Source organism: Salegentibacter sp. UBA1130 (assembly GCF_002311535.1).
GTDB classification, from domain to species: Bacteria; Bacteroidota; Bacteroidia; order Flavobacteriales; family Flavobacteriaceae; genus Salegentibacter; species Salegentibacter agarivorans.
In genome coordinates this window covers 45,253-71,150 of the sequence record NZ_DCAP01000042.1, presented here as the reverse complement: position 1 = coordinate 71,150, position 25,898 = coordinate 45,253, and the positions used below count along the sequence as shown (strand labels likewise).

The 25,898-nt window shown below is 35.6% G+C and carries 21 protein-coding genes; 15 read left to right on the top strand and 6 right to left on the bottom strand.

Features of this window, described 5'->3' with window-relative positions; translation table 11 throughout:
- Window positions 1-103: 103 nt before the first annotated feature.
- The gene (gene serC / locus B4F31_RS17705) at window positions 104-1,168 is read right to left on the bottom strand and encodes a 3-phosphoserine/phosphohydroxythreonine transaminase (RefSeq protein ID WP_093305405.1); all 1,065 of its coding nucleotides are present in this window, start codon (window positions 1,166-1,168) and stop codon (window positions 104-106) included.
- 32 nt (window positions 1,169-1,200) lie between these two features.
- Window positions 1,201-2,250 carry an acyl-CoA reductase gene (locus B4F31_RS17700; RefSeq protein ID WP_093305402.1) on the bottom strand — a complete coding sequence of 350 codons (1,050 nt, stop codon included), beginning with the start codon at window positions 2,248-2,250 and terminating at the stop codon, window positions 1,201-1,203.
- 134 nt (window positions 2,251-2,384) lie between these two features.
- On the opposite strand from B4F31_RS17700, the gene B4F31_RS17695 reads away from it, so the two are divergent.
- Window positions 2,385-2,738: a 4Fe-4S dicluster domain-containing protein gene (locus B4F31_RS17695; protein ID WP_057483042.1), complete on the top strand. Its 354-nt coding sequence runs from the start codon at window positions 2,385-2,387 to the stop codon at window positions 2,736-2,738.
- Between the two features lie 77 nt (window positions 2,739-2,815).
- Here B4F31_RS17695 and B4F31_RS17690 read toward each other — a convergent pair whose 3' ends face one another.
- On the bottom strand, window positions 2,816-3,694 hold the full coding sequence (locus B4F31_RS17690) for an AraC family transcriptional regulator (RefSeq protein WP_093305400.1): 879 nt from the start codon (window positions 3,692-3,694) through the stop codon (window positions 2,816-2,818).
- 218 nt (window positions 3,695-3,912) lie between these two features.
- Here B4F31_RS17690 and B4F31_RS17685 point away from each other — a divergent pair, with 218 nt between their 5' ends.
- The 7 genes from B4F31_RS17685 to mscL all read left to right on the top strand — a co-directional run bounded on the left by B4F31_RS17685 (window position 3,913) and on the right by mscL (window position 15,220).
- On the top strand, window positions 3,913-4,485 hold the full coding sequence (locus tag B4F31_RS17685) for a T9SS type A sorting domain-containing protein (RefSeq protein WP_093305398.1): 573 nt from the start codon (window positions 3,913-3,915) through the stop codon (window positions 4,483-4,485).
- A 198-nt stretch (window positions 4,486-4,683) separates the two neighbouring features.
- Window positions 4,684-9,015, top strand: coding sequence for a PAS domain-containing protein (locus tag B4F31_RS17680; protein WP_286761861.1), 4,332 nt, complete (start codon window positions 4,684-4,686; stop codon window positions 9,013-9,015).
- 208 nt (window positions 9,016-9,223) lie between these two features.
- Window positions 9,224-9,652, top strand: coding sequence for a response regulator (locus tag B4F31_RS17675; protein ID WP_075326988.1), 429 nt, complete (start codon window positions 9,224-9,226; stop codon window positions 9,650-9,652).
- A 122-nt stretch (window positions 9,653-9,774) separates the two neighbouring features.
- Window positions 9,775-11,637 (top strand): DNA topoisomerase IV subunit B, encoded by a 1,863-nt coding sequence (locus B4F31_RS17670; protein WP_093305394.1) that lies wholly within the window; start codon window positions 9,775-9,777, stop codon window positions 11,635-11,637.
- A complete protein-coding gene (locus tag B4F31_RS17665) occupies window positions 11,634-12,116 on the top strand; it encodes a hypothetical protein (protein WP_075326986.1) in 483 nt (160 codons plus the stop codon). Before B4F31_RS17670 ends, B4F31_RS17665 begins: the two co-directional genes overlap by 4 nt.
- Window positions 12,116-14,764, top strand: a complete 2,649-nt coding sequence (locus B4F31_RS17660) for a DNA gyrase/topoisomerase IV subunit A (RefSeq protein WP_093305362.1) — start codon at window positions 12,116-12,118, stop codon at window positions 14,762-14,764. Before B4F31_RS17665 ends, B4F31_RS17660 begins: the two co-directional genes overlap by 1 nt.
- Window positions 14,765-15,220: a large-conductance mechanosensitive channel protein MscL gene (gene mscL / locus B4F31_RS17655; protein WP_075326984.1), complete on the top strand. Its 456-nt coding sequence runs from the start codon at window positions 14,765-14,767 to the stop codon at window positions 15,218-15,220. It begins immediately after the preceding gene.
- 2 nt (window positions 15,221-15,222) lie between these two features.
- Here mscL and B4F31_RS17650 read toward each other — a convergent pair whose 3' ends face one another.
- Both B4F31_RS17650 and B4F31_RS17645 read right to left on the bottom strand, forming a co-directional pair.
- Complete coding sequence (locus B4F31_RS17650; protein WP_075327975.1) at window positions 15,223-15,597, bottom strand: lipoprotein; 375 nt, start codon at window positions 15,595-15,597, stop codon at window positions 15,223-15,225.
- A 49-nt stretch (window positions 15,598-15,646) separates the two neighbouring features.
- Window positions 15,647-16,057 carry a helix-turn-helix domain-containing protein gene (locus B4F31_RS17645; protein ID WP_075326983.1) on the bottom strand — a complete coding sequence of 137 codons (411 nt, stop codon included), beginning with the start codon at window positions 16,055-16,057 and terminating at the stop codon, window positions 15,647-15,649.
- A 278-nt stretch (window positions 16,058-16,335) separates the two neighbouring features.
- Here B4F31_RS17645 and B4F31_RS17640 point away from each other — a divergent pair, with 278 nt between their 5' ends.
- The 6 genes from B4F31_RS17640 to B4F31_RS17615 all read left to right on the top strand — a co-directional run bounded on the left by B4F31_RS17640 (window position 16,336) and on the right by B4F31_RS17615 (window position 22,935).
- A complete protein-coding gene (locus B4F31_RS17640; RefSeq protein WP_093305358.1) occupies window positions 16,336-17,499 on the top strand; it encodes a M14 family zinc carboxypeptidase in 1,164 nt (387 codons plus the stop codon).
- A 75-nt stretch (window positions 17,500-17,574) separates the two neighbouring features.
- Window positions 17,575-18,054: an Lrp/AsnC family transcriptional regulator gene (locus tag B4F31_RS17635; protein ID WP_037314044.1), complete on the top strand. Its 480-nt coding sequence runs from the start codon at window positions 17,575-17,577 to the stop codon at window positions 18,052-18,054.
- A 95-nt stretch (window positions 18,055-18,149) separates the two neighbouring features.
- Window positions 18,150-20,723, top strand: a complete 2,574-nt coding sequence (locus tag B4F31_RS17630) for a phosphoenolpyruvate carboxylase (protein WP_286761860.1) — start codon at window positions 18,150-18,152, stop codon at window positions 20,721-20,723.
- A 1-nt stretch (window position 20,724) separates the two neighbouring features.
- On the top strand, window positions 20,725-21,246 hold the full coding sequence (locus B4F31_RS17625) for a DinB family protein (protein WP_075326979.1): 522 nt from the start codon (window positions 20,725-20,727) through the stop codon (window positions 21,244-21,246).
- Complete coding sequence (locus B4F31_RS17620) at window positions 21,246-22,256, top strand: YihY/virulence factor BrkB family protein (RefSeq protein ID WP_075326978.1); 1,011 nt, start codon at window positions 21,246-21,248, stop codon at window positions 22,254-22,256. The genes B4F31_RS17625 and B4F31_RS17620 overlap by 1 nt, the downstream gene beginning before the upstream one ends.
- 130 nt (window positions 22,257-22,386) lie before the next feature.
- A complete protein-coding gene (locus B4F31_RS17615; protein ID WP_075326977.1) occupies window positions 22,387-22,935 on the top strand; it encodes a type 1 glutamine amidotransferase domain-containing protein in 549 nt (182 codons plus the stop codon).
- An 80-nt stretch (window positions 22,936-23,015) separates the two neighbouring features.
- Here the strand turns inward: B4F31_RS17615 and B4F31_RS17610 are convergent, their stop codons facing one another.
- A complete protein-coding gene (locus tag B4F31_RS17610) occupies window positions 23,016-24,305 on the bottom strand; it encodes a dipeptidase (RefSeq protein ID WP_286761859.1) in 1,290 nt (429 codons plus the stop codon).
- Between the two features lie 140 nt (window positions 24,306-24,445).
- Between B4F31_RS17610 and B4F31_RS17605 the strand changes: the two genes are divergently transcribed.
- A complete protein-coding gene (locus tag B4F31_RS17605; protein WP_286761858.1) occupies window positions 24,446-25,897 on the top strand; it encodes a RimK family protein in 1,452 nt (483 codons plus the stop codon).
- Window position 25,898: the final 1 nt, after the last annotated feature.

Sequence of the window (25,898 nt, the reverse complement as noted above, 5' to 3'; positions counted from 1 at the left end):
ATTATTTAATCCCTCTTATGGGAGTTTTGTAAAGGATTATATTTTTTTTCCTGTACGTTTTCAATTTATTTATCCAGTTTCAGGTCGGGTTTTGGATTCTGATTTACGACTGCTGTTCCAGCTGCCGCATTGTTTCAACCAGGACTTTTACGCTTTCAATATCTAAAGCGTTGTACATAGAAGCACGGTAACCGCCAACACTCCTGTGGCCGTTAAGTCCGTTAATGCCCGCATCTTTCCAAAGTTTATCAAAAGCTTCTTTTTTGCTTTCATCGGTAAGATTAAAAGTGGCATTCATTACCGAACGATCTTCAACTTCAGCAAAACCTTTAAAAAGCGGATTTCTATCTATTTCTTTATAAAGTAAATCGGCTTTTTCATTATTTCGTTTTTCCATGGCTGCAATTCCGCCGTTATTTTTAATCCATTTTAGGGTTAATAGCGAAACGTAAACCGCGTAAACAGCAGGGGTATTGAACATACTATCCTTTTCCAGGTGTACTTTGTAATTTAACATTGAAGGAATCTCGCGCTCAACCTTTCCTAAGATATCTTCTTTGAGCACAACGAGTGTAGTTCCTGCCGGGCCCATATTTTTTTGAGCTCCTGCATAAATAAGATCAAATTTTGAAAAATCGAGTTCACGGGAAAAAATATCGCTACTCATATCACAAACAACTGGTGCATCCATTTGCGGAAAATCTTTAATTTGGGTCCCAAAAATAGTGTTATTGCTGGTGCAGTGAAAATAATCTACATCAGAGGGAATTTGATAATTCTTTGGGATATAGTTGAAGTTCTTGTCCTTTGAAGAGGCAACTTCAAATACTTCACCAAAAAGTTTCGCTTCTTTTATCGCTTTGGTAGACCAGGTACCGGTATTGAGATAAGCTGCTTTTTTATTCAATAAATTATAAGCAGTCATTAGAAATTGCATGCTGGCACCGCCTTGCAGAAAAAGGGCTTTGTAGCCTTTATCTTGAAGTCCTAAAAGATCAAGGGAAAGGCTTCGGGCTTCTTCCATCACATCTACAAAAGCAGCGCTGCGATGCGAAATTTCCATAATAGACAAGCCTGAATCCTGGTAATTTAAAATACCTTGCGCCGCTTCTTTAAAAACTTCCTGTGGTAAAATACAGGGTCCGGCGCTATAATTATGTTTTTTCATAGTTGGTTTATAAAAGTGGTTAGTCTTATGTTTTAAAGTTCTTCTAAAAATTTTAAAGTATCTACGCCATCAGCATAATCCCATAATTTTGGTTGTTGGGTTTGGCCAAAATTAACATCGGCATTGGTTCCTACAACGCATTGCAGGTTTTCTTTATTTTGCTCAAGTTTTTCCTGTAATTCTTTTTCACCTTCATATTTTTCATAAAATAAAGTGGCGATAGGAGAGCCGAAGCTTTCATCTTCTTTCAGAATAAGAAACCCGTTTTCCAGTAATTTAAATTCACTCATTAAATACACCGCTTTATTATAATCGTAATTGTTGGCGTATTTAGCTGAATTTAATAAAGTATTCCACGGGTACATCGCCTTAAAGAAAGAATCAAAATCATATGCTTTGGGCACATAAAGTTTAGAAACATTACGGCAACCTAAACCAAAATATCTAAAAACGTCTTCGCTTAGAGCTTCCAGTTCTTCTTTACTTTCATTACCGGTAAGTATGGCTACCGAATTTCGATTTTTTCTTATAATATTAGGTTTCCCCGAGAAATAATACTCAAAATAGCGGGCGGTATTATTGCTTCCGGTAGCGATTACCGCATCAAAATTGGTAAGTTTCTCTTCAGTAAATTTTATTCGTTCTTCAAATTCTGGCGCTATATTCATTACAAACCCGGCAATTACTGGTAACAATTGTTTATCGTTAGAAGATTGTTTTACCAGTACTTTATGCCCTGAAATTAAAACCGAAACAAAATCGTGAAATCCAACTAATGGGATATTGCCTGCCATAATAATGGCTACTGTTTTTTGTTCTGGTTTATCGAATTTATAAGGTTCAAGCCATTGATCCAAATTGCTTTGCGTTAGCGCTTTGCTCCATTGCTGAAGTGAAAAAATCACGTTTTCTCGAGTAAACCAGCCGTTATAATGAACAGCCTGATCAATTTTATTATTTAATTCATTAAAAAATCTTTCGTTTTCAGGCGTTATTTTTATTGAATTATTAGTCGCATCCCCAAAAAGACTCAGGAATTTTCCCACTTGAACAAAATATGATTTTCTTTCTTCGATTGTCATTTCCTTATTTGGTTATGATAGCCAATGGCTTTAAATTTGTAGCGCGAAATTAAAACTTAAGGCGGCAAACTCCTAAAAAACGACGGGAAATACCAACTAAGTTTTATGATAATTAAATTACAAAGAAAAAAGCTATGGCAATTGTTATAACAGATGAGTGCATAAACTGCGGTGCTTGCGAGCCCGAGTGCCCAAATACAGCAATTTACGAAGGTGCAGATGACTGGCGTTATGCCGATGGTACAGACCTGGAAGGTAACGTAGTACTACCCAACGGGAAAGAAGCCGATGCTAACGAAGCCCAGGAACCTATTAGTGATGAGATCTATTATATTGTACCAGATAAGTGTACAGAATGTAAAGGGTTTCACGAAGAACCACAATGTGCTGCGGTTTGTCCGGTAGATTGTTGTGTACCAGATGATGAACACGTAGAAAGCGAAGAAGAATTACTCGCCAAGCAGAAATTTATGCACGAGAACGAATAAATAAATTCTGCTGAATTTAGAATATAAAAGATCCCGTTTCAGTTGAAATGGGATCTTTTTTTATATAATAGAATTGCTTATGAAACCGCGAACTTAATCTCATTACGATAAATCGAAGGTGATTTACCGGTAAACTTTTTAAACTGCTTATTAAAGTGACTAAAATTATTAAAGCCACTTTCAAAGCACACATCGGTGATACTTATTTGCTTTTCGTGTAGTAATTTTGCAGCATGTACCAGGCGATATTCGTTCACGAATTGTACAAAAGTTTTTCCAGTCGTTTTTTTGAAATATCTACAAAAAGCCGGCACCGTCATACTCACTACATCGGCAATTTCTTCCAGGGCAATATTTCTTTTAAACTCGTTCTTTACAAAATTAAAGATCACGTTAATTCTATTGTGATCTTCAAGTTCGGTATCCAGTACAAAGCCTTCGGCATTTAAAAGCGTAAAATCTTTTGCATTTTCCAGCATATTAAGAACATCTAGCAAACCCAGCAGCCTCTTATAGTTAGTTAATGAGCTTAAGGCTTCTATCTTTTCCCCAATAAGGTTTTTATCTTCCCCATGAAAAACAATTCCATTTTTGGCCCGCTCAAGTAAAACCCGCACATTTCTCATTTCAGGAATTTCCCAGAAATTTTTTCCGAGGAAATCTGGGCTAAACTGAATAACGGTTTCCCGGTCGTTATTGGTTAAACTATCGGTAAAGCCACAGTGCGGAAGATTGGCACCAATTAAAATAAGATCACCGTTTTGATAATAAGAGACGTGGCTTCCAATTTGTCTTTTGCCAGATCCTCCGTTTACATAAACAAGTTCAATTTCGGGATGGTAATGCCAAAATGTGTGGTTTTTGTTTTGATGATCCTGGTTAAAATTTTTAAAAGAAAATGAACTTCCAAAGCTTGGGTCTACTTTTTCAAAAGAAGGTTTACTTGTTTTTAGCATATTCTCAACAAATTAACAATTAGTTAATGTGGACATAATATAGGTTTGTAATACAAAATTAACTCAAAAATATGCTATATGCACAATAATTCAACATTAAATTATTGTAAAGATCAATATAGCACATTTTCTTGTTTATCCACTACTATTCAGCAGGGTAAAAGTGCGCTATCTTTGTAATTGTAAACAAGGGGTATTAACAATTAAAAATCAAAATTATGAAAAAACTATTGAAAAATTCGTTATTACTAGTAGTATTGGTAACCGGAATAAACATGTACGCAGCTGACCGTGTGGAAGTTAGTGTTGATAAAGGGCAAACGCTAATTGTAGAATTAGATAATGTAAGTACAGTAAGCCTAGAAGATGCTTCAGGATTTATTCTATTTAAGGATAGCCCGGCTCTTGATGGGAATTATAAGAAACAAATAGATTTTAGTCGTATTCCTGCTGGAACTTACTTTTTAAATACAGAAGATCTTAATGGGATTTACACTACAGAAATTAAGAAATCTTCTACCGGAATAAGCATTGAAGATAAAACTGCTGCGGTTGTTTTTAAACCAATTTACAGAGTGGAATCTAAAAAAGTGAAATTTTTTCTAACTAATCCGGCAGAAACTAATGCCACTTTAAAGGTATATGATGCTACAGGAAAACTGGTAGGAGAAGTTAAAGGAAAAGGGTACACAATGAACAAAACCCTGGATTTCTCTAAAATGCCAAAAGGAGAATACACTTTTACACTAAACGTTGCTGACAAAACAGTTACAGAAAAACTTTCAATTTAAGTTAGTTTATTAATTCAACCTAAAGCAGGAATTTGCACCTAAAATTCCTGCTTTTATTATTTAAAGGCCGAAACTGGTTTCTCCAGTTTCGGTTTTTTTATTCCTATTAAAATAGTCTCACAAATTTTAAGTATTTTCCAAAACAATTAGCGCTTTATTTTAAATAATTAAATTCAAGTCCAGTAATCCCAATCTGTAATGATTAACCTCACGCAACAAAAAGAAGTATTCCTGTCTTTTCCTGACAATTGTTTCTTATTACTACCAGATGATCCAAAATTTACAATTATTGAAGTTAATCGTGCCTTTATGAAAACTTCTGGAATGAAGCGCGAACAATTGGTGGGAAATGGTATGCTGGAGGTTTTTGGTAAAGAAAATAAAGATCACGATTTTATTAAAATAATTACTAAATTTCTTAGGGAAGCTATAGAATTTGGCGAACCAAATCATATTCCCCAGGTACGATATGACCTCCCAGATGAAAAGGGTACACTACAGCGAAAAATTTGGGAAGCAGATAATATTCCTATTAAAAATGAAAACGGTGAAATTGAATTTATTTTACACCGGGTACGTGATATAACTCAAGTAATTAGAACCCGAGAAGAGGGGCAGGCTTCGCTGAAAAGCTTAAAGGAAAATGAAAAATTTCTAAAGGAAACTCAGGAAGTTGCAAAAATTGGCAGCTGGCAGTTGGATATTGAACAAAATACGCTTTCCTGGTCTAATATGCTTAAAGAAATTCACGAGGTTCCGCAAGATTTTACACCGGGTCTTGATGCTGCGATAGGTTTTTATAAAACAGAAAAAGATAGGACCACCATAAAAAATGCAGTTTCTAATGCCATTGAAATCGGTAAAACTTTTGATCTTGAACTGGAAATTATTACTGCTAAAAATAATGATAAATGGATAAGAGCTACGGGCAAACCACATTTTAAAAACGGAAAATGTGTTAGAGTATTTGGAGCCACCCAGGATATTACTTCCCGTAAACTTGCTCAAATTAGACTTGAAAACATTAACGATAATATTCCCGGCGTTGTTTTTAGATATAAACTTAAACCAAATGGTGATGATCAATTAATGTACATAAGCGAAGGGGTTCGGAATGTTTGGGGGATAACCCCACAGGAAGCTACGCGAGACAATAGCGTTGTATGGGATTTGTATTATGAAGATGACGTGCCGGGACTTAAAAAAACAATCAATGAATCTGCCGGTAATTTAAATATGTGGACCTATGAGTGGCGGGTAAAACATCCCGAAAAAGGTTTGCGTTGGAATAGAGGATTTGGAACTCCGCAGAAAATGGCAGGCGAAAGTGTTGTTTGGGATTGCATTGTTTTAGATGTTACCGAAGAAAAATTGGCGTATGAATTATTAGAAATTAATGAATCCAGGCAGCGTAGTTTACTCGAGTCTCAAACCAATTATGTTATTAGAACCGATACCGAAGGAAATTACACCTATTACAATTCAAAATTTAAAGAAGATTTTGGGTGGATCCATACAGAGGAGGGTTTAATTGGAAATAGTTGTATGATAGCGGTTGTGGAAGAAGACAGGCCAAAAGTGCAGGAAACCGCTATTAAATGCCTGGAGAATCCTAATGAAACATTTCAAATAGAGATAGGAAAACCCCGAAGGGACGGTAAAACCCGAACTACGGTATGGGATTTTATTGCCTTATGTGATGCCGAAGGAAATCCAAATGAAATTCAGTGTATAGGGATTGATATTTCAGAAAAAAAGGAAGCAGAGTTATCGCTCAATGAAGCCAAAAAGCAATATGAAGGATTAATAAACAGCATAGAAGGTGTTTTTTGGGAAATGGATGCAAAAACCTTTGAGTTTACCTTTGTAAGTGAACAAGCAAAAGATTTAATAGGAATTAAGCCCAAAGATTGGTATCACGATGCAGGCTTTTGGCAAAACCATATACATCCTGAAGACCGTGAATACGCGGTAAATTTTTGTTCTAACCAGGTAAAAAAAGGAAATAACCACAGCTTTGAATACCGAATGCAAAAAGCAGATGGAAGTTATGTGTGGTTAAGTGATGTGGTTTCGGTAATAAGAGAAAACGGGGAAATCAAATGGCTAAGAGGTATTATGACAGATATCTCGAAAAGAAAAAGAGCTGAAGAACAAATTCAGTTAAGCGAGCAGCGCTTTAAAGGTTTGGTGCAGGAAGGTGGCGATTTAATTGCCATATTAGATGAAAATGGAGATTATATCTATGCAAGCCCTACTTCAGTTTCTGTTTTAGGCTTTACCCAGGAAGATTTTAAAAATAGAAATGCGTTTGATTTTATTCATCCTGACGATCTCCCAAAGGTTCAAAAGGAATTTGCAAAAATAGAACAGCAAAAAAGAATAGAAATTAGTGGCTTTAGGTTTAAGCACAAAAATGGAGATTGGCGATGGTTGGAAACTACCTTAACCAATCTTTCTGATGATCCCGCAGTAAATGGATATGTTTCTAATGCCAGGGATATTACCGATAAGAAGCGTTTTCAGGAATTAGAGAATTTAGAGCGAAAAGTCCTGGAAATGAATTTTAAAAAAACCTCCCGATTAAAGGAAATCCTTAATTTTTATGTGGAGAGCCTGGAAAAGATAAATCCTAATGCATTTTTTGTTATTCAAAAGTTTGAAAACGAGAATTTATCTTATTGGGCTTCCGGTGAAATTCAGCCCTCACTTGTAGAAGCTTTAAATGAGCTGGGAATTGAAAAAAGAGAAAAAATATTTTCTGTATTTGACGAGGGGAAACCTGTTAATTTAAAAATAAATAAAATTCCAGATTCCAACTTAAAAGCACTGGCATTAGAAAATGAAATTGAATCCTGCTCTACTTACCCAATTATAGATTCAAAAGGCGAAAGACTGGGTATTTTTACGGTTTTTTATAAAAAAGAGCATTTTTCTGAAGAAAAAAAGGAGCAAAGAAGTATTAAAAGAGCGGTTGGATTGCTACAGTTAATTATTGAATTTCAGATAAATGAACTCGCCTTGAAACGCAGCAATCAACGCTACGAATTTGTAAATAAAGCTACCGAAGATGCTATTTATGATTGGGATGTGGTTAAGGACGAGCTTAAATGGGGAGATGGGTTTTATAAAATGGTTGGCGCCGATAGGGAGGATGCAAAGTTTTCACTCGGAAAATGGAGCGAAGGCGTTCACCCCAATCATATAGCTGAAGTATATGAAAGTCTGGAAAATAGTTTAAAAGATAAGAGTAAAAACAAATGGAGTTCTGAATATTTATTTAGAAAAGCCAACGGAGATTTTTTAAATATTATTGATAACGGCTATATTATTAGGAATGAGGAAGGCTTAGCGGTAAGAATGATTGGAGTACTTCGTGATGTTTCAGACATTAGAGCTTATGAAAAGGAGCTGGAAAATGCAAACGAAAGATATCGTTATGTAACCAAAGCCACATCTGATGCTATTTGGGATTATGATGTAGTGGAAGGGGAATTATTCTGGGGTGCAGGATTCGAAAATTTATTCGGTTATAATTTGAACGAATTTAAACCGAAACTTTCTACGTGGTACAATAAAATTCATCCAGAAGATCAGGGAAGAATTGTTAATAGCTTTCAGGAATTTCTTAACAGTGAAGATACTATTTGGGAAGAAGAATATAGGTATATAAATGCACAGGGTGAATATCTGGATGTTTTTGACAGGGGTTTTGTAGTACGTGCTAAAAATAATAAAGCCCTTAGGGTAGTTGGTGCAATGCAGGATATTTCGCGTAAAAAGCAATACGAAATATCGCTTAAAAAACTTAATGCAGAATTAAAAGAAAGAGCTAAAGAGCTGGCTACCTCAAATGCAGAATTAGAACAGTTTGCCTACGTAGCCTCTCATGACCTCCAGGAACCATTGCGCATGGTGACAAGCTTTTTAACCCAATTAGAAAAGAAATATGCAGATGTTCTGGACGAAAAAGGTTTGTTGTATATAGATTTTGCCGTAGATGGAGCAAAAAGAATGCGACAAATTATTTTAGATCTTTTAGAATTCTCTAGGGTAGGTAGAACCGAAGATAAACTTGAAACTGTTGCGCTAGATGATATTTTAAAAGAAATTAAGTACCTGTACAGGAAAAGAATAGAGGAAAGAAATGTGAAGATTATATATGGAAATTTACCGGTATTAAAAGTGCCTAAAAGTCCCATAAGACAGGTATTTCAAAATATTATTAGCAACGCTATTAAATACAGCAAACCAGAGGTTAATCCTACGATTACCATTGATTTTCAGGAGACTGTAAATTTTTGGGAATTTAGCATAAAAGATAATGGGATTGGGATAGATAAGGAATATTTTGATCGTATTTTTGTGATTTTTCAGCGCCTGCATCATAGGGATGAATATTCGGGTACCGGAATGGGACTCGCGGTAACCAAGAAGATTATTGAGAACCTGGGTGGAAACATTTGGGTAGAATCTCAAGAAGGAAATGGGAGTATTTTTCACTTTACCATTTCTAAATATATTTCATAATAATAAATAGTTTCTAATAATTAGATTTACATTAAAAATGATTTATATTTTTTAGTTAATTATTGCGTAAATCAGTATATTCTACTCGGCAATGGAGATATAAATGCACCAATATTGCTTAGAACATTAAATAATTGTCAATTATGAATACCCATAAGTTACTATGTGGTAGATTATTATTAAAACTTTCAAATAAATTCTTATAGCTATGGAATCTATCCACATACTTTTGGTTGAAGATAATGAAGGCGATATACTTTTAACTTCTGAAGCGCTTGAAGACGGTAAAATTCTAAATAAATTAAGTGTGGTTAGAGATGGAAAAGAGGCGATGGATTTTCTGGATAAAAAAGGAACGCATGTAAAAGCACTTACCCCAGATCTTATTTTACTGGATGTAAATCTTCCAAAAATGAATGGGCACGAGGTTCTTAAATTTGTTAAACAGCATAAAGACCTAAAACAAATTCCCGTAATTATGCTCACTACTTCGTCTTCCAAAGAAGATATAGATATTTCTTACCAGAATTATGCTAACTGTTATATCACAAAACCTATAGAAGTAGAAGATTTTATGAAAGCCGTGAATCAAATTGAGGAGTTTTGGGTGAATTTGGTAAAACATCCCTCTAAATAGTCGTTTTTCTTCAAAATATAATTAACATTATATTTTAAATTTTTGTTAATTAAAATCCGCTTGCATTGTTTTAACTTTTTGCGCTATACCTTATATTAGCGCCACAACTCCATGAACCACTTATGAGCCAGGAAACAAAGTATACCGAAGATAATATACGGTCTTTAGACTGGAAAGAACATATTAGAATGCGTCCCGGGATGTACATTGGTAAGCTGGGAGACGGCTCCAGTGCAGACGATGGGATTTATATTCTCCTAAAAGAAGTGCTGGATAACAGTATTGATGAATTTGTAATGGGATCTGGAAAAACCATTGAGATCTCGGTGCAAAATCAGCGTGTTATTGTTCGTGACTATGGTCGTGGAATTCCGTTAGGAAAAGTAGTTGATGTAGTTTCAAAAATGAATACGGGCGGGAAATACGATACCCGCGCTTTTAAGAAGTCGGTAGGACTTAATGGTGTTGGTACTAAAGCAGTAAATGCACTTTCATCATATTTTAGAGTAGAATCTTCCAGAGATGGCAAATCTCACGCTGCCGAATTTGAGCAGGGAGAATTAAAAGAAGAAGAACATCTTGACGAAACTTCCCGCCGTCGCGGAACCAAGGTTACCTTTGTTCCCGATGAGGTTATTTTTAAGAATTTTAAATTCCGAAATGAGTATATAGAAAAAATGCTGAAAAATTATGTGTACCTGAATCCCGGGTTAACCATAATTTTTAACGGCGAAAAATTCTATTCAGAAAACGGACTTAAAGATCTTTTAAAAGATAGTATTCACGAAGATGAGCGTTTGTATGAAATTATCCATATGCGCGGTGAGGATATTGAAGTTGCTCTAACACATAGTAAAGCCCAATACAGTGAAGAATATCATTCTTTTGTAAATGGGCAAAATACTTCCCAGGGTGGTACACACCTTGCGGCTTTTAGAGAGGCAATCGTTAAAACGGTACGCGAGTTCTACGGAAAAAATTACGATGCCAGCGATATTAGAAAATCTATAGTATCGGCAATTAGTATTAAAGTAATGGAGCCTGTTTTTGAAAGTCAGACTAAAACAAAACTGGGTTCTACAGATATGGGTGGGAAAATGCCCACCGTACGGACTTACATTAACGATTTTCTAAAAACACAGCTGGATAATTACTTGCATAAAAACCAGGAAACTGCCGATAGGCTTCAGCGTAAGATTTTACAGGCAGAAAGAGAACGTAAAGATCTGTCGGGAATTAGAAAACTTGCAAAGGATAGAGCTAAAAAAGCCAGTCTTCACAATAAAAAATTACGTGATTGCCGTATTCATCTGGGTGACAGTAAAAAAGAACGCTATTTAGAAACAACTTTGTTTATTACCGAGGGAGATTCTGCGAGTGGTTCTATTACCAAATCTCGTGATGTAAATACGCAGGCGGTTTTCAGTTTAAAAGGAAAACCATTGAACAGTTACGGTTTAAGTAAAAAGATCGTCTACGAAAATGAAGAATTCAATTTACTGCAAGCCGCATTAAATATTGAAGAATCTTTAGAAGATCTTAGATACAACAATATAGTAATTGCAACTGATGCCGATGTAGATGGAATGCACATTAGGTTGTTGTTAATCACCTTTTTCCTCCAGTTTTTTCCTGAATTAATCAAGGAAAATCATTTATATATTCTGCAAACTCCGTTATTCAGGGTTCGGAATAAAAAGGAAACTATTTACTGTTACAGCGAAACCGAAAGAAGAAATGCGGTAGAAAAATTAACCGGAAAAGCTGAAATCACTCGATTTAAAGGTTTAGGTGAAATCTCTCCAGATGAATTTCAGCATTTTATTGGAGAAGATATTAGATTAGATCCCGTGATGCTGGACAAAGAAAAGTCTATAGACGAAATGCTTAATTTCTATATGGGTAAAAATACGCCTGATAGGCAGGAATTTATTATTGACAATCTTAAAGTTGAACTTGACCTTATTGAAGAGTTAGGCTTATGAGATTCACCAATAGAAATGAAGTAAAAATAGTTCCTTCAATGTACATTGTTTTGGTGGCGATATTTGTCACCAATATTTTTGTGAATATTGAGCTAATGAGCAGCGAAGAACCGGTAAGGTTCAGCCACTATGTACCAAATATTGTGGTGCTTATACTTGGTTTCTATGTGCATAAAATTGGTCAGAGTTTTGACTTTGATAGTGATGGTGAAACCCTGAATCTAAAGAACAACGGGGTTTTCTTTTCAAAATTTATGGAATACCGGGTAAAGAAGGCTGAATTCCCAAAAAGAAAACTTGGGAAATTTAAATTCAGCGATTACTTTTTTTATTCCGCAGTAACAATTTACATAAGTTCGCGCAGAAGGCGCGGTTACAAAAAATATACTTTTAATACTACTTTTCTCAGCCGTAAAAAGAAGCGTGGCATGATAGCTTCTATGCAGAAAATTGTAGAAAATCAAAAAACTACAGCTTAATGGAAGAAAACCAGGAAGAAGCTAAAGATGAACATTTAGAACAACCAAAAGAAGAGCTTATAAAAGTGACCGGGATGTACAAAGACTGGTTTCTTGATTATGCATCTTATGTGATTCTGGAACGTGCGGTACCTGCCATGGAAGATGGTTTTAAACCGGTACAGCGCCGTATCATGCATTCTATGAAAGATCTTGACGATGGCCGCTATAATAAAGTGGCGAATATCGTTGGGCATACCATGCAGTATCACCCGCACGGTGATGCCAGTATTGGTGATGCCATGGTGCAAATGGGCCAAAAGGATATTTTAATAGATACCCAGGGAAACTGGGGAAATATTTTAACCGGAGACCGTTCTGCCGCTCCAAGATATATTGAAGCTCGTTTATCTAAATTCGCACTGGAAGTTTTATTTAATCCGAAATTAACTGAATGGCAACTTTCTTACGATGGTAGAAAGAAGGAGCCCGTAAACCTACCGGTTAAATTCCCAATGTTGCTTGCACAGGGAGCCGAAGGTATTGCCGTAGGTTTGAGTACTCGTGTGCTTCCGCATAATTTTAATGAACTGATAGATGCTTCTATAAAGCATTTAAAAGGGAAAAAATTCACCTTATTCCCCGATTTTCCAACCGGCGGAATTGCAGATATTTCAAACTACAACGATGGGAAGCGGGGAGGCCGTGTTAGAGTTCGGGCTAAAATTAGCCAGTATGATAAAAACACCTTGGCGATTACCGAAATTCCCTATGGAACTACCACTACAAGTCTTATAGATTCCATTTTAAAAGCGAACGATAAAGGTAAAATTAAGATCAAGAAGATTGAGGATAATACAGCTGCTGAAGTTGAGATCCTTATTCATTTGCCAAATAATATTTCGCCAGATAGAACTATTGATGCGCTTTACGCATTTACTTATTGCGAGAACTCTATCGCACCGCTTGGCTGTGTAATTATTGATAATAAGCCTATTTTCCTTGGTGTTTCAGAAATATTGAGAAGCTCTACAGATCATACGCTTCATTTGCTGAAGAGGGAATTAGAGATCACACTTGACGAACTGGAAGAGCAATGGCATTTTTCATCTTTAGAGCGAATTTTTATTGAAAAACGGATCTATCGTGAGATAGAAGAGGAAGAAACCTGGGATGGTGTGATCAATGCCATAGATGAAGGTTTAAAACCACATATAAAACACTTAAAACGCGCCGTCACCCGCGAAGATATTACCAGGCTTACCGAAATTAGGATCAAAAGAATTTCGAAATTCGATTTAGATAAAGCACAGCAAAAAATTGAGTCTTTAGAAGATGAAATCGCCAATGTGAAACATCATTTAGATCATTTGGTAGATTACGCTGTCGCCTATTTCACTAAACTGAAGAAAGATTACGGAAAAGAAAAAGATAGAAAAACCGAGCTTCGTATTTTTGATGATATTGAAGCTACCAAGGTGGTGATTAGAAATTCAAAACTTTATGTAAACCGTAAAGAAGGTTTTATTGGTACCGCGCTAAAGAAAGATGAATATGTAACCGATTGTAGTGATATAGACGATATTATTTGTTTTACTGCAGATGGTAAGATGATGGTCACTAAGGTGGATACCAAAACCTTTATTGGGAAAGATATTATTCACGTTGCCATTTTTAAGAAAAAAGATAAGCGCACCATTTATAATATGATCTACCGAGACGGGAAATCCGGTGCCTCATATATAAAACGTTTCTCGGTCACTTCTGTGACTCGGGATAGGGAATACGATTTATCTCAGGGGAAAAAAGATTCAAAAGTGCATTACTTTACAGCAAACCCTAATGGTGAAGCTGAAGTAGTGACTATTTTTCTAAGACAGGTTGGTAGCATTAAAAAATTAAAATTTGATGTAGACTTTGCCGATATGCTTATTAAGGGCAGAAATGTAAAAGGAAATATTGTTACTAAATATGCTGTAAAACGTGTTGAGCTTAAAGAAGAAGGCGTTTCTACCTTAAAGCCAAGAAGAATCTGGTTTGATGAAACGGTAAAAAGATTGAATGTTGATGAACGTGGAGAACTCCTTGGTGAATTTAGGGGAGAAGATCGAATTTTGATCGTTACCCAGGACGGAACTGCAAAAACCATAATTCCTGAACTTACAACTCGTTTTGATGAAGAAATGGTAGTGTTGGAAAAATGGGTGCCGAAAAAGCCAATTTCAGCAATTTACTGGGAACCGGAAAAAGAACGTTTTTATGTGAAGCGTTTTTTAATTGAAAATCCAGATAAAGAAGAGAAGTTTATCAGTGAACATGAAAATTCCTATTTAGAACTGGTTTCTACCGATTATTACCCGCAAGCGGAAATAGTTTTCTCCAAACAACGTGGCAAAGAACAGCGTCCTAACGAAGAAGTTAATATTGAAGAATTCATTTCGGTAAAGGGTATTAAGGCTCTTGGAAACCAATTAACTACAGATAAGGTGAAACAGATCAATCCGTTAGAGCCTTTACCATACGAAGAGGAGGAAGAAACACCTGCAGAAGATATTGAAGTGGTAGACGATGAAGCAGTTTCAGATGACAAAACCAAGCTAAATATTGTTGGCAAAAAGGAAGATAAAGGTGATTCTTCTGAAAGCCAGGGAACATTATTTGATGAGTAAATGGGTATTTTAAAAGAGTTTAAAGAGTTTGCCATAAAAGGAAATATGGTCGATATGGCTGTGGGTATCATAATAGGTACAGCCTTTAATTCGGTGGTAAACACTCTGGTAAAGGAAGTAGTGATGCCGCCACTAAGCCTCATGACCGATGGTATTGAGTTCGCTAACAGGAAATGGGTACTTAGGGAAGGTGTTGCAGAAGCCGAAGGCACGCAATTAGTGGAAGAAGTTGCTATTGGCTATGGAGCGCTAATAGAAGCTTTCCTGGATTTTTTAATTATAGGTTTTACAATATTCCTGGTGATAAAATTTATGAACCGATTTAGAAAAAAGGCCCAGGATCCCGAAGATAAAAGAGAAGTTACGCCAAAAGATATAGAGCTTTTATCAAAAATGAATCAGCTTATGGAAGAACAAAACCAGTTGCTTAAAAATAACTACCCAAACAAAAAATAAGTTTATTTAACGCGGTTTACAGAGCCACGTTGCTTCTTATCCTGGCCTACAATCCCATATTCAAAGGTATAACCATCTTTATTGGTGGTTAAGATCTTCATATGAATGGGTTTTTCCTCGGCCATACTCTTAGGGTTTAGATTTTTTAGAATATACTCGCAGTCGTTTATCCATCTAACCGATGAGGTGTCTGATTTCCCCTGGAATTTATCAATTTCTATAGAATCGTTCCTTATAAAGGTAGAAGTGGCTAATTCGCCATTTAAATAGGTTTTATACTCAAATGTGCCGGTTTTAAAATCGGTGCAGTTTCTTTCCGGTTCAAAACAGCCCGTTAAAATAAAAACCAGGCTTAATAGTAGTAAAAGCTTCTTCATTATTGCAATTCCTTTTGAACTGCAAAATAAACCTATTTTCCCCGGACTGTCAATTTTCAAAGGCCTCAAAAGTGCCATCTTCATAAAAAATAACAATTTTTCTAATGGGTTTACTTTTTCCTTGCTGCGGAAAAGGAAAAGGCATTTCACTTTTCTCCTGGATAGTATGTTCCAGTGGTGGTTGAGTTTTGCTAATTTCCTGTTTGGTCACAGGTGGAGGTGTGGGTTTTTCTGAAGGAGGAAAACTTCCTTTTCCGTTTAATAGCCAATACAATTCAACTTCAGGAAAAGACTTTACAACTTTCATCACAAAGTCTAAACTGGGTTTATTCCTACCCGATAAAATATGGGAAATAGAGGACCGTCCAACTTCAATTTTATCGGCAAAACCGGCGGCAGATAATTCATAAAACTCAAGGATTCTATGCAGGCGTTTAGAAAAATCTTCAGTGTTTACCATTGTGAATTATATTGGGTGTAATTAGTATTTACAAATGTAATCAAAGCTTAAATAGCCTGCAAATTACAATTGTAATTTATTTAATGCATATAAACTATAAGTTGATATAATATATATTAAATAACTAAAAATAAACATTTTATGTTTTAAAAATAAGTGCATAGGATTTATTCCATGTCGCGTGTATATTCAGTTGAACGAATGTTTACATATGTAACAAACAAAAGTAATTTTAACTGTTTACAATTGTGAAATTTGTATTGTTTACTTTTGTAAACATGGAAAAATCAGCATTATTTACCCAGCTTTATAAAGACTACAATTCATTTAAAAACCAGGAAATTTCCGGTAGGTATATTAGGCAAAAAGACATTCAGCTTTTACTTGATAAATTGGGAGAAGAATTTTCGCTAAAAGAAATTGGAGCATCGGTTTTAGGAAAACCAATTCATAGTATTCAATTTGGTAAAGGGACAATTAAAATTCTTGCCTGGTCACAAATGCACGGCAATGAATCTACCACCACTAAAGCGGTTTTTGATCTTCTTAATTATATGAATAAGTATAAGGAGAGTGAATTGGTGAAATCTATTTTAAACAATTGCAGTTTTTGTATAATTCCAATGTTGAATCCAGACGGAGCAGAAGCCTACACCCGGGTTAACGCAAATAAAATAGACTTAAACAGGGATGCACAAGATTTAAGTCAGCCGGAAAGCCGGATTTTACGAGAACAATTCGATAATTTTCAACCTGATTTCTGTCTAAACCTACACGATCAACGCACTATTTTTAGCGCCGGGGATAAAGCAGAAGCAGCTGTTTTGTCGTTCCTAACGCCTTCTATGGATAAAGACAGGCAAATATTCTCATCCCGAATTAAAAGTATGCAGTTAATCGCTAAAATAGCTTCAGATCTTTCTGAATTACTTCCTGGAAGAATAGGAAGGTATGACGATGCTTTTAATATTAACTGTACGGGAGATACTTTTCAAAGTACTAAAACACCAACCATTCTTTTTGAAGCCGGGCATTTTCCCAAAGATTACCAGCGCGAAGAAAGCAGGAAATATGTGTTTTTGGCTTTAATTTCGGTTTTAAAAGGAATAAGTGAAGAAAGTTTTAAAGACATAGATTATCGCGATTACGAGAATATTCCCGAAAACAAAAAATTGTTCAACGATATTATTTTAAGGGAGGCAAAAACCGAAAGTGGAGTAGTAGATATCGCTATACAATATAAAGAGGGGGTGAAAGAGGAAAAAGTGATGTTTTTACCGGAAATAGAAAAAATAGAACCAAAAATTGACAAGTTCGCACATAAAGAATTCTATTGTGAGAATAAAAAAATTAAAATTAATGGGGAATCTAAGCTTATCGAAAACGTTGTAGTTAATAAAATCACTCTAAATGATGTAGAATTACCTCTTAAATGTGAATAATTCTCAAAAACCTTAGCAATTATTCAAGGATTTTGTATTAATTTTGAATTTCATATAAATAAAGAAATTTAAAAAATGGCCAAGTTTAAATTAGACGAAACAGATCACCAGATTCTCGATATGTTAATTGAGAATACCAGGACTCCATTTACCGATATAGCGAAGAAACTGCTAATATCGGCGGGAACGGTTCATGTAAGGGTTAAAAAAATGGAAGAAGCAGGTATTATAAAAGGCTCTTCTTTAACTCTAGATTATAAGAAACTGGGTTATGCGTTTATTGCCTACGTAGGCGTATTCCTTAAGAATACTTCTCAAACCAAGTTTGTATTAGAACGCATTAACGAAATTCCTTTCGTTACTGTTGCTCACGTGACTACAGGTAAATTTAATGTGTTTTGTAAAATTAGAGCACGTAATACCCAACATGCTAAAGAAGTAATCTTTCAATTAGACGATATTGAAGGAGTGTACAGAACAGAAACTATGATTTCTCTAGAAGAGAGCTTAAATGATAAAAAACGTTTAATGCACTCTATTTTTCAGGATATGTAAATAAGCCTAAACTTATTATAAAAACCCTTTAGGCTTCCGTGTTTAAAGGGTTTTTTTATAACTTTAAATTTAATCTTAATCAACTAAAATTAATTATGCACAGAGAACCAAAACTAGAACGTTTTAATGAAAGCGTACTTTCAAAATATCAGGTTTATAACAGTATATTTTTAACGCTGCCTTTTGACGATATTAGTAAAACAGGATCGCTGCTGCCTCTTTTTCAGGAAATTTGTGAAGCAGGCTTTAAGGAAAACAAAAACCCTTCAGAAATTATTGAAAGCTTCTTCAGTAAATATCAGGATGATCCTTCAGAAGAACATCAACTCAGTTTACTTTTCAGGTTTATTCAATATATAGAAAGACAGGTAGTGCTTTTTGATGCTATTGAAGATGCATCTTTTCCTATAGTAAACAATATGGATGGCCGCGGAACCCTTAGAAATGTAAAAGAGGAAGCCGAAGCTAAAGACAAAACACCGGAGCTGCGGGAATATTTGAAGCGTTTTAATGTAAGGCCAACTTTAACTGCCCACCCAACACAATTTTATCCGGGAGCCGTTTTAGGAATAATCACCGATTTGGATAAAGCTATTCAGAAAAATGATATTACACTTATTAAAAAATTACTGGCTCAACTTGGCAAAACCCCGTTTTTCAAAAAAGAGAAGCCAACTCCTTACGATGAAGCTATAAGTTTGATCTGGTATTTTGAGAATGTTTTCTACCAAAGTGTAAGTAAGATTTATAATTATATTCAGCAGAATATTTTTGATGGTGAAGATATTGGTAACCAGGTAATCAATTTGGGATTTTGGCCCGGTGGAGACCGTGATGGTAACCCATTTGTAACTACTGAAATTACTTTAAAAGTAGCACAAAGGTTAAGAAGTACTATTTTGATGAACTATTACCGCGACATTAGAAAACTGAAGAGAAGGGTAACCTTTAGCGAAGTAGACGCGATTATTTCTGAAATAGAAACTCCGCTATATCAAAGTGCAATATCCAAGACCGGAAAGATTAAAATGTCACTTGAAGACTTCAAGTCTAAATTGCATAAAATCAAAGATATAGTTGAAAATAAACACCAGGGATTATTTGTTGAAGAGATTGATGATCTTATTAACAAAGCAAATATCTTTGGGTATCATTTTGCTACTTTAGATATACGCCAGGATTCTGGGAAACACGCTGAAGTTTTAGAGGAAATTATTAAAACCCAGCCAAATTTATTGCCTAAAAACTATGCTTCGCTTTCTAACGAAGAACAAATAGAAGCGCTTACAAAGGTTGAAGGTAATATAGATCTTGAAAGTTATGAAGACGGTATCACCAAATCTACACTTTCCTCAATATATGCAATGCAGGAAATTCAGAGTAAAAATGGAGAAAATGGGGCTAATAGATATATAATTAGCCACAGTGAAGTACCGCAAAGTATTTTAGAGCCTTTTGCATTTTTGAGAATGTGCGGCTGGAATAAACCAACTGTAGATATTATTCCTCTTTTTGAAACTGTACCAGATTTAAAAGCTTCTCCAGATGTAATGGAGACTTTATATAACAATCCAGTTTACCGTGAGCATTTAAAAAGTAGAGGAAACAAGCAAACCATAATGCTTGGTTTTAGTGACGGTACTAAAGATGGTGGTTATTTAATGGCCAACTGGAGTATTTATAAAGCCAAGGAAATGCTAACCGAGGTTTCCAGGAGATATGACATAAAAGTTGTATTCTTTGATGGTAGAGGAGGACCACCGGCACGTGGTGGTGGAAAAACCCACCAATTCTATGCATCTCTTGGTTCTGGAATTGAAAATGAAGAAATCCAGTTAACTGTACAGGGGCAAACCATTAGTTCTAATTTTGGAACTCGTGATTCTTGTAGATATAATCTGGAACAACTGCTTAGTTCTGGGGTTTCTAACGAAATATTTAGCAAAGGAAAAAATCAGTTAACCGATGAAGATCGGGAAACAATGACGCATCTTGCTGAGATAAGTTACGAAACCTACACCAATTTTAAACAACACGAAAAGTTTATCCCGTATTTGGAAAAAATGAGTACTTTAAAATATTACTCAAAAACCAATATTGGTAGTAGACCATCTAAAAGAAATAAGGATGCTAAACTTAACCTGAACGATCTAAGAGCCATCCCATTTGTAGGAAGCTGGAGTCAATTAAAACAAAATGTTCCGGGATTCTTTGGGGTAGGTACAGCTTTAGAGAAGTTTGAGCAAGCTGGCGAGTTTGACAAAGTTCAGCAGCTTTATAAAAATTCGGTATTCTTTAAAACCTTATTGGAGAATTCTATGATGAGTCTTACCAAGTCTTTCTTTACGCTAACCGCGTATATGGAGCAGGATAAGGAATTCGGAGATTTTTGGAAGATTATTTATGCTGAATATAAGCGTACCCACGCCATGCTTTTAAAAGTAACTGGATATGATGAGCTTATGGAAAATCAGCCGGCCGGTAGAGCGTCAATTCAGGCACGTGAAAGAATTGTTTTACCATTGCTAACCATTCAGCAACACGCGCTTAGAAAAGTTCAGGAACTTCAGGAACAAGGCGAAAGTGCCGGTAAAATGCTTGAAGTTTATGAGAAAATGGTAACGCGTTCCCTTTACGGAAATATTAACGCAAGTAGAAATTCTGCTTAAAATGATAGCAAAAAACCTAAATTATAACGAGTACAATGCGTACTACGACAGATATTTACAAAAAATCCCCGGCAATTTAGAGCTGGGGATTTTACTTCTTGAAAACAGAGAAGAGTTCCTGGGATTATTAGATACGATAAAACTAGAAGACCTTAGTTATAGCTATGCTGAAGGTAAATGGACCGTTGCTGAAGTAATTCAGCATATTATAGATGTAGAACGAATTTTTCAATATAGATCGCTTACACTCGCGAGAGAACCGGAAATTAAATTACCGGGTTTTGATCACGAAGCTTATGTTCCTGCCAGCGCTGCAAAACTGCGAAGTTTAAAAAGTCTCAAAAAGGAATTTAAAGCAGTTAGAAATGCTGGGATTTCGCTTTACCAAAGTTTTTCAAAAGAAATGTTGTTAAGCCAGGGATTTGTTAGCGGGAGTTCTACCAGTTGCAGAGCATTGGGCTTTATTACTGCGGGCCATACCAAACATCATATTGAAATTTTTAAAGAGAAATATCAGATTTAATGAAATTCCTCAAAACTACCTGGTCACTTTTTAAACAGGCCTACATAAGCTGGAATAGGAACGAACCCTATGCGCGTAGCGCCACCATAGCTTATTATGCCTTGTTTTCTTTACCTTCTTTATTAATTATTGTGGTAACCATCGCCGGGTATTTTTTTGAACAGGAAGCCGTACAGGGAAGGTTAACTTCTGAGATTAGTGGTTTTGTAGGGCAGGAGCCGGCAGATGCTATAGAAAACATGATTGCGAGTGCCGCTCTGGCCACCGAATCTACCTGGGCAATTATATTTGGAATAGGAATGTTGCTTTTTGGTGCTACCGGGGTGTTTTTTCAGCTTAAAATGGCCATGAATAATATTTGGAATGTAGCGGCCAAACAAACCGATTTCCTTAGAATTTTATTAGATAGACTTATCTCCTTTGGAATGGTAATGGTAATAGGTCTTTTACTTTTGCTCTCCCTCGTTATTTCAGCATTAATTCGAATTTTAAAAGATGAAATTGAACAATATGCACCTCAGGTAACCGCGTTTATGGTAGAGGCTGTAAATTTTGGTATATCATTTCTCGTGATAACCACTTTATTTGCTGCCATTTTCAAGTTACTACCTGATATTAAATTACGTTGGAGAATCACTTATTTAGGAGCCGCGGTAACTACTATTTTATTCCTTGTTGGTGAAGCCTTAATAAGTTTCTACTTCGGTAAAAGTGAACCGGCATCGGTATACGGCGGGGCTTCTTCGGTAGTGTTAATTCTACTCTGGGTTTATTATACCTGTCTTATTTTATTTTTTGGTGCCGAATTTACCGTACAATACGCCCTGCTTAAAAATGAAAGAGTAGTCCCCAATAAATATGGAGAACCCGCAATTTACCAGGAACTGGAAAAATTACAACAAAAGCGCACCCAATTAGAGGAAGAAAAGGAAATTATAGATACGCTTAAAAATAATATGAACTGGGAGAAAAACCGAGAAAATGAGCAAATGACTAAAAATAAAAAATAGCCTCATTTTAAACAGTTTTAAGAGAATTAATAAAGTTTAACTTTAACCGGGTTTTCTTTTATAAAGACCTTAGCACACTCTCCCTTAAACAAATTTTATCTTTGATTGAACCAAAAAAGAAGATGAAATTATGGAAAAGAGAATAGCAATTTTAGCTACAAACGGATTTGAAAAGAGTGAATTATTTTCACCAAAAGAGGCTTTAGAAAACGAAGGTTTTAAAGTAGATATAGTAAGCCTTGAAAAAGGAAAAATTAAAGGCTGGGAAGGAACTGACTGGTCTGGAGAAATAGATGTTGATCGCAGCATAAATGAGGTAAGCGCTAAAGAATATAATGCTTTAGTACTTCCCGGTGGAGTGATTAACCCAGATCAATTAAGAAGACATGACGAAGTTTTAGTTTTTGTGCGTGACTTCTTTAAACAAAGTAAGCCTGTAGGCGCAATTTGCCACGCAGCCTGGACTTTAATTAATGCAGAAGTTGTAGAAGGTCGAACAATGACTTCTTTTAACTCTATTAAAAAAGACCTGGAAAATGCAGGAGCACTTTGGGTAGATAAAGAAGTAGTTGTAGACGAAGCTTTTGTAACTTCCAGAAATCCTGACGATCTACCGGCGTTTAACGCTAAAATGATTGAAGAGATTAAAGAAGGTAAACACGATTTACAGCACGCATAATTCTAAATTTAAGAGTTTAGAATTAAAAAGCCTGTAAGGAATATTCCTTACAGGCTTTTTTCATGCTAGTATTTTAGGATTTATGCTTTTTTAAGTTCTGCAGCTACGGCATCAACTTCATCCATCACTCTTAGTAAATTTTCTCCCCAAAGCTTAGCGATTTCCGCTTCTGTATAACCGCGTTTTACCAATTCTTTGGTAATGTTTAAAGTTTCTGAAGCATCCTGCCAGCCGTCAATTCCGCCGCCACCATCAAAATCTGAGCTAATTCCTACGTGCTCAATTCCAATTAAATCTACCATATAGTCTATATGATCTACAAAATCTGAAACTCCTACAGGTTCAATTTTTTGTTTTAATAGTTCAACTTCAGGTGCTGCTGCAGCTCGTACTTTTTGAAAATCGGCGTAGTAAGTATTTCTATCTTCATTGCTTAAAGCCCTTACAGCATCGCGTGGCAAAACTTCAAAACTCATTTCTTCAGCCTTTTTCTCATAAACTTTATCGCTTGCTTTATTAAATGCCTGGGTTTTTTCGGTATCTACATAAGCACTGAAAGCAACGGTTTGAACAACCCCGCCGTGTTCTTTAAATAACATTAGAAGTTCATCATCTAAATTTCGACTATGGTTGCAAAGTTGACGAGCAGAGGAGTGGGAAGCGATAAGCGGTGCTTTAGAAAGCTCAAACATTTGTTTTATAGCTTCTTTTGAAGGATGCGAAACATCTATCATCATTCCCAGTCGATTCATTTCTGCAGTCACTTCTTTCCCTAAATTACTAAGACCGTTGTGCAACCATTCATCATTTTCCTCACCGGTATTAGAATCACTTAACTGGCTATGTCCCTGGTGAGAAAGTGACATATACCTGGCACCAAGATCGTAGAACTTCTCAACATTTTCAATATCTTTTCCTATAGGATATCCATTTTCTACCCCAATCATCGCTACTTTTTTTCCTTCAGAAGTTAATTTTCGCACTTCTTCAGAGTTGGTGGCCAAACCTATTTGATTTGGAGCAAAATCTTTAACGAGTTTATGAATAGCATCAAACTTGCTCATTGCATTTTTATACGCATTTTTAAAACCTTCACCATCAAGCTCATCCTGGCCGGTATAAACAATAAACCAGGCCACATCGAGTCCGCCCGCTTCCATTTTGGGCAGCGTTACCTGGTTTTCAAGATCCATAGTATAATTTCTTTCCTCAGTGAAATTATTGATATTAATATCGGCGTGGGTATCTATGGTGATTACCTTTTCGTGAATTTCTTTAGCTTTTTCCAGTAAAGCATCATCGCTATTTTGTTGGGCTACTACCAGATTTCCCGTGAAAATTAGCGCAAGACTAAGAAGATTTAATTTCATATATATGGGTTTTCATTTTTATTGAAGCCCTGAAATTACTAATAAAAATTAAAGAAATAAATTGAATGACTTATTTTGATAAAATTCATTCAAAACGTATTTAATTTTCTCCTACATTTGATAGAATTTTCAATTTCTAAATGAATAAATATATAATTGTAAACCACCCTGAAAAGTGGAAGTTAAAACTGGATAATGTTGAGATAATTTCAGCGCAATCTTATCTAACCAATCCGGAGTTTGCTAAGCTAAAAAATGCAAGGATTTTCAACCTCTGCAAAGATTATTCTTATCAGTCAAAAGGTTATTACGTCTCACTTTTAGCCGAAGCTCGCGGGCATTTGGCAATTCCTACGGTAAAAAATATCGTTGATTTACGAGAGCCGAAACTGGTAAAAATAGTTTCAGAAGAGTTTGACGATTTAATGCAAACCAGCTTAAAAAGTATAAAATCACAGGAATTTACCCTTAGTATATATTTTGGGCAAAACGTAGCGCAAAAATATAAAGAGTTGAGTGCGATGTTTCACCGCCATTTTCAAATTCCGTTTTTACGGGTAAAATTCAATTATACCACAAAATGGAATATAAAAAGTATTAAAGCTATTTCTGAAGCCGAAATACCTGAGGATCACTTAGAAAGTATGTACGATTTTGCGGCACAATATTTTGCTAAAAAACGTTACGACACTCCTCGTGCAAATACTACGGAATATGATTTGGCAATTTTAGTACAGCCAGACGATCCCGCCCCGCCCAGTAATGCCAAAGCATTAAAGAAATTCGTAGAAATTGCTGAAAAAATGGATTTCTATGTAGAAATAATTGCTCCTAAAGATCTTTCGCGTTTATCTGCTTTTGATGCTTTGTTTATAAGGCAAAGTACCGAAGTAAATAATGAAGCTTATGCCTTTGCAAGAAAAGCCCAGCAGGAAGGTATCGCCATCATAGATTACCCAGATGCTATTCTGAAATGTTGCAACAAAGTTTATATGGCCGAGGCTTTAGAAAATGCCAATATTCCAACTCCAAAAACGGTGATAATTCATAAAGAAAATAAAGATAAAGTTCTTGAAATTACCGGATTGCCGGTAGTTTTAAAATCTCCCGATTCTACTTTTTCTTTCGGAGTGAAAAAAGCAACAACCCCGGCAGAATATCAGGAACTGGTTACTATGATGCTTAAAAAATCGGAATTAGTGATTGCGCAGGAATTTTCACCATCAGAATACGATTGGCGAATAGGAATTCTGGATAATAAACCTTTTTATGCCTGTAGATATTATATGGCAAAAGGCCATTGGCAAATCTACAACTGGGACGCTAAAGAAAAAGATGACCAGGACGGAAATGTAGATTGCTTACCTATAGAAAAGGTTCCAAAGAAAATATTAGAAGCTGCATTAAAATCGGCTAAATTAATGGGGAAAGGACTTTACGGCATAGATATCAAAGAAGTAGGAGGAAAGCCGCTTGTTATTGAAATTAATGATAATCCGAATATCGACTTTGGTGTAGAAGACGGGTACTATGGGGAACAGGTTTATATGGAGATCATTTCGGCATTAAAAGAAAGATTAGAAAAGAAGTAAT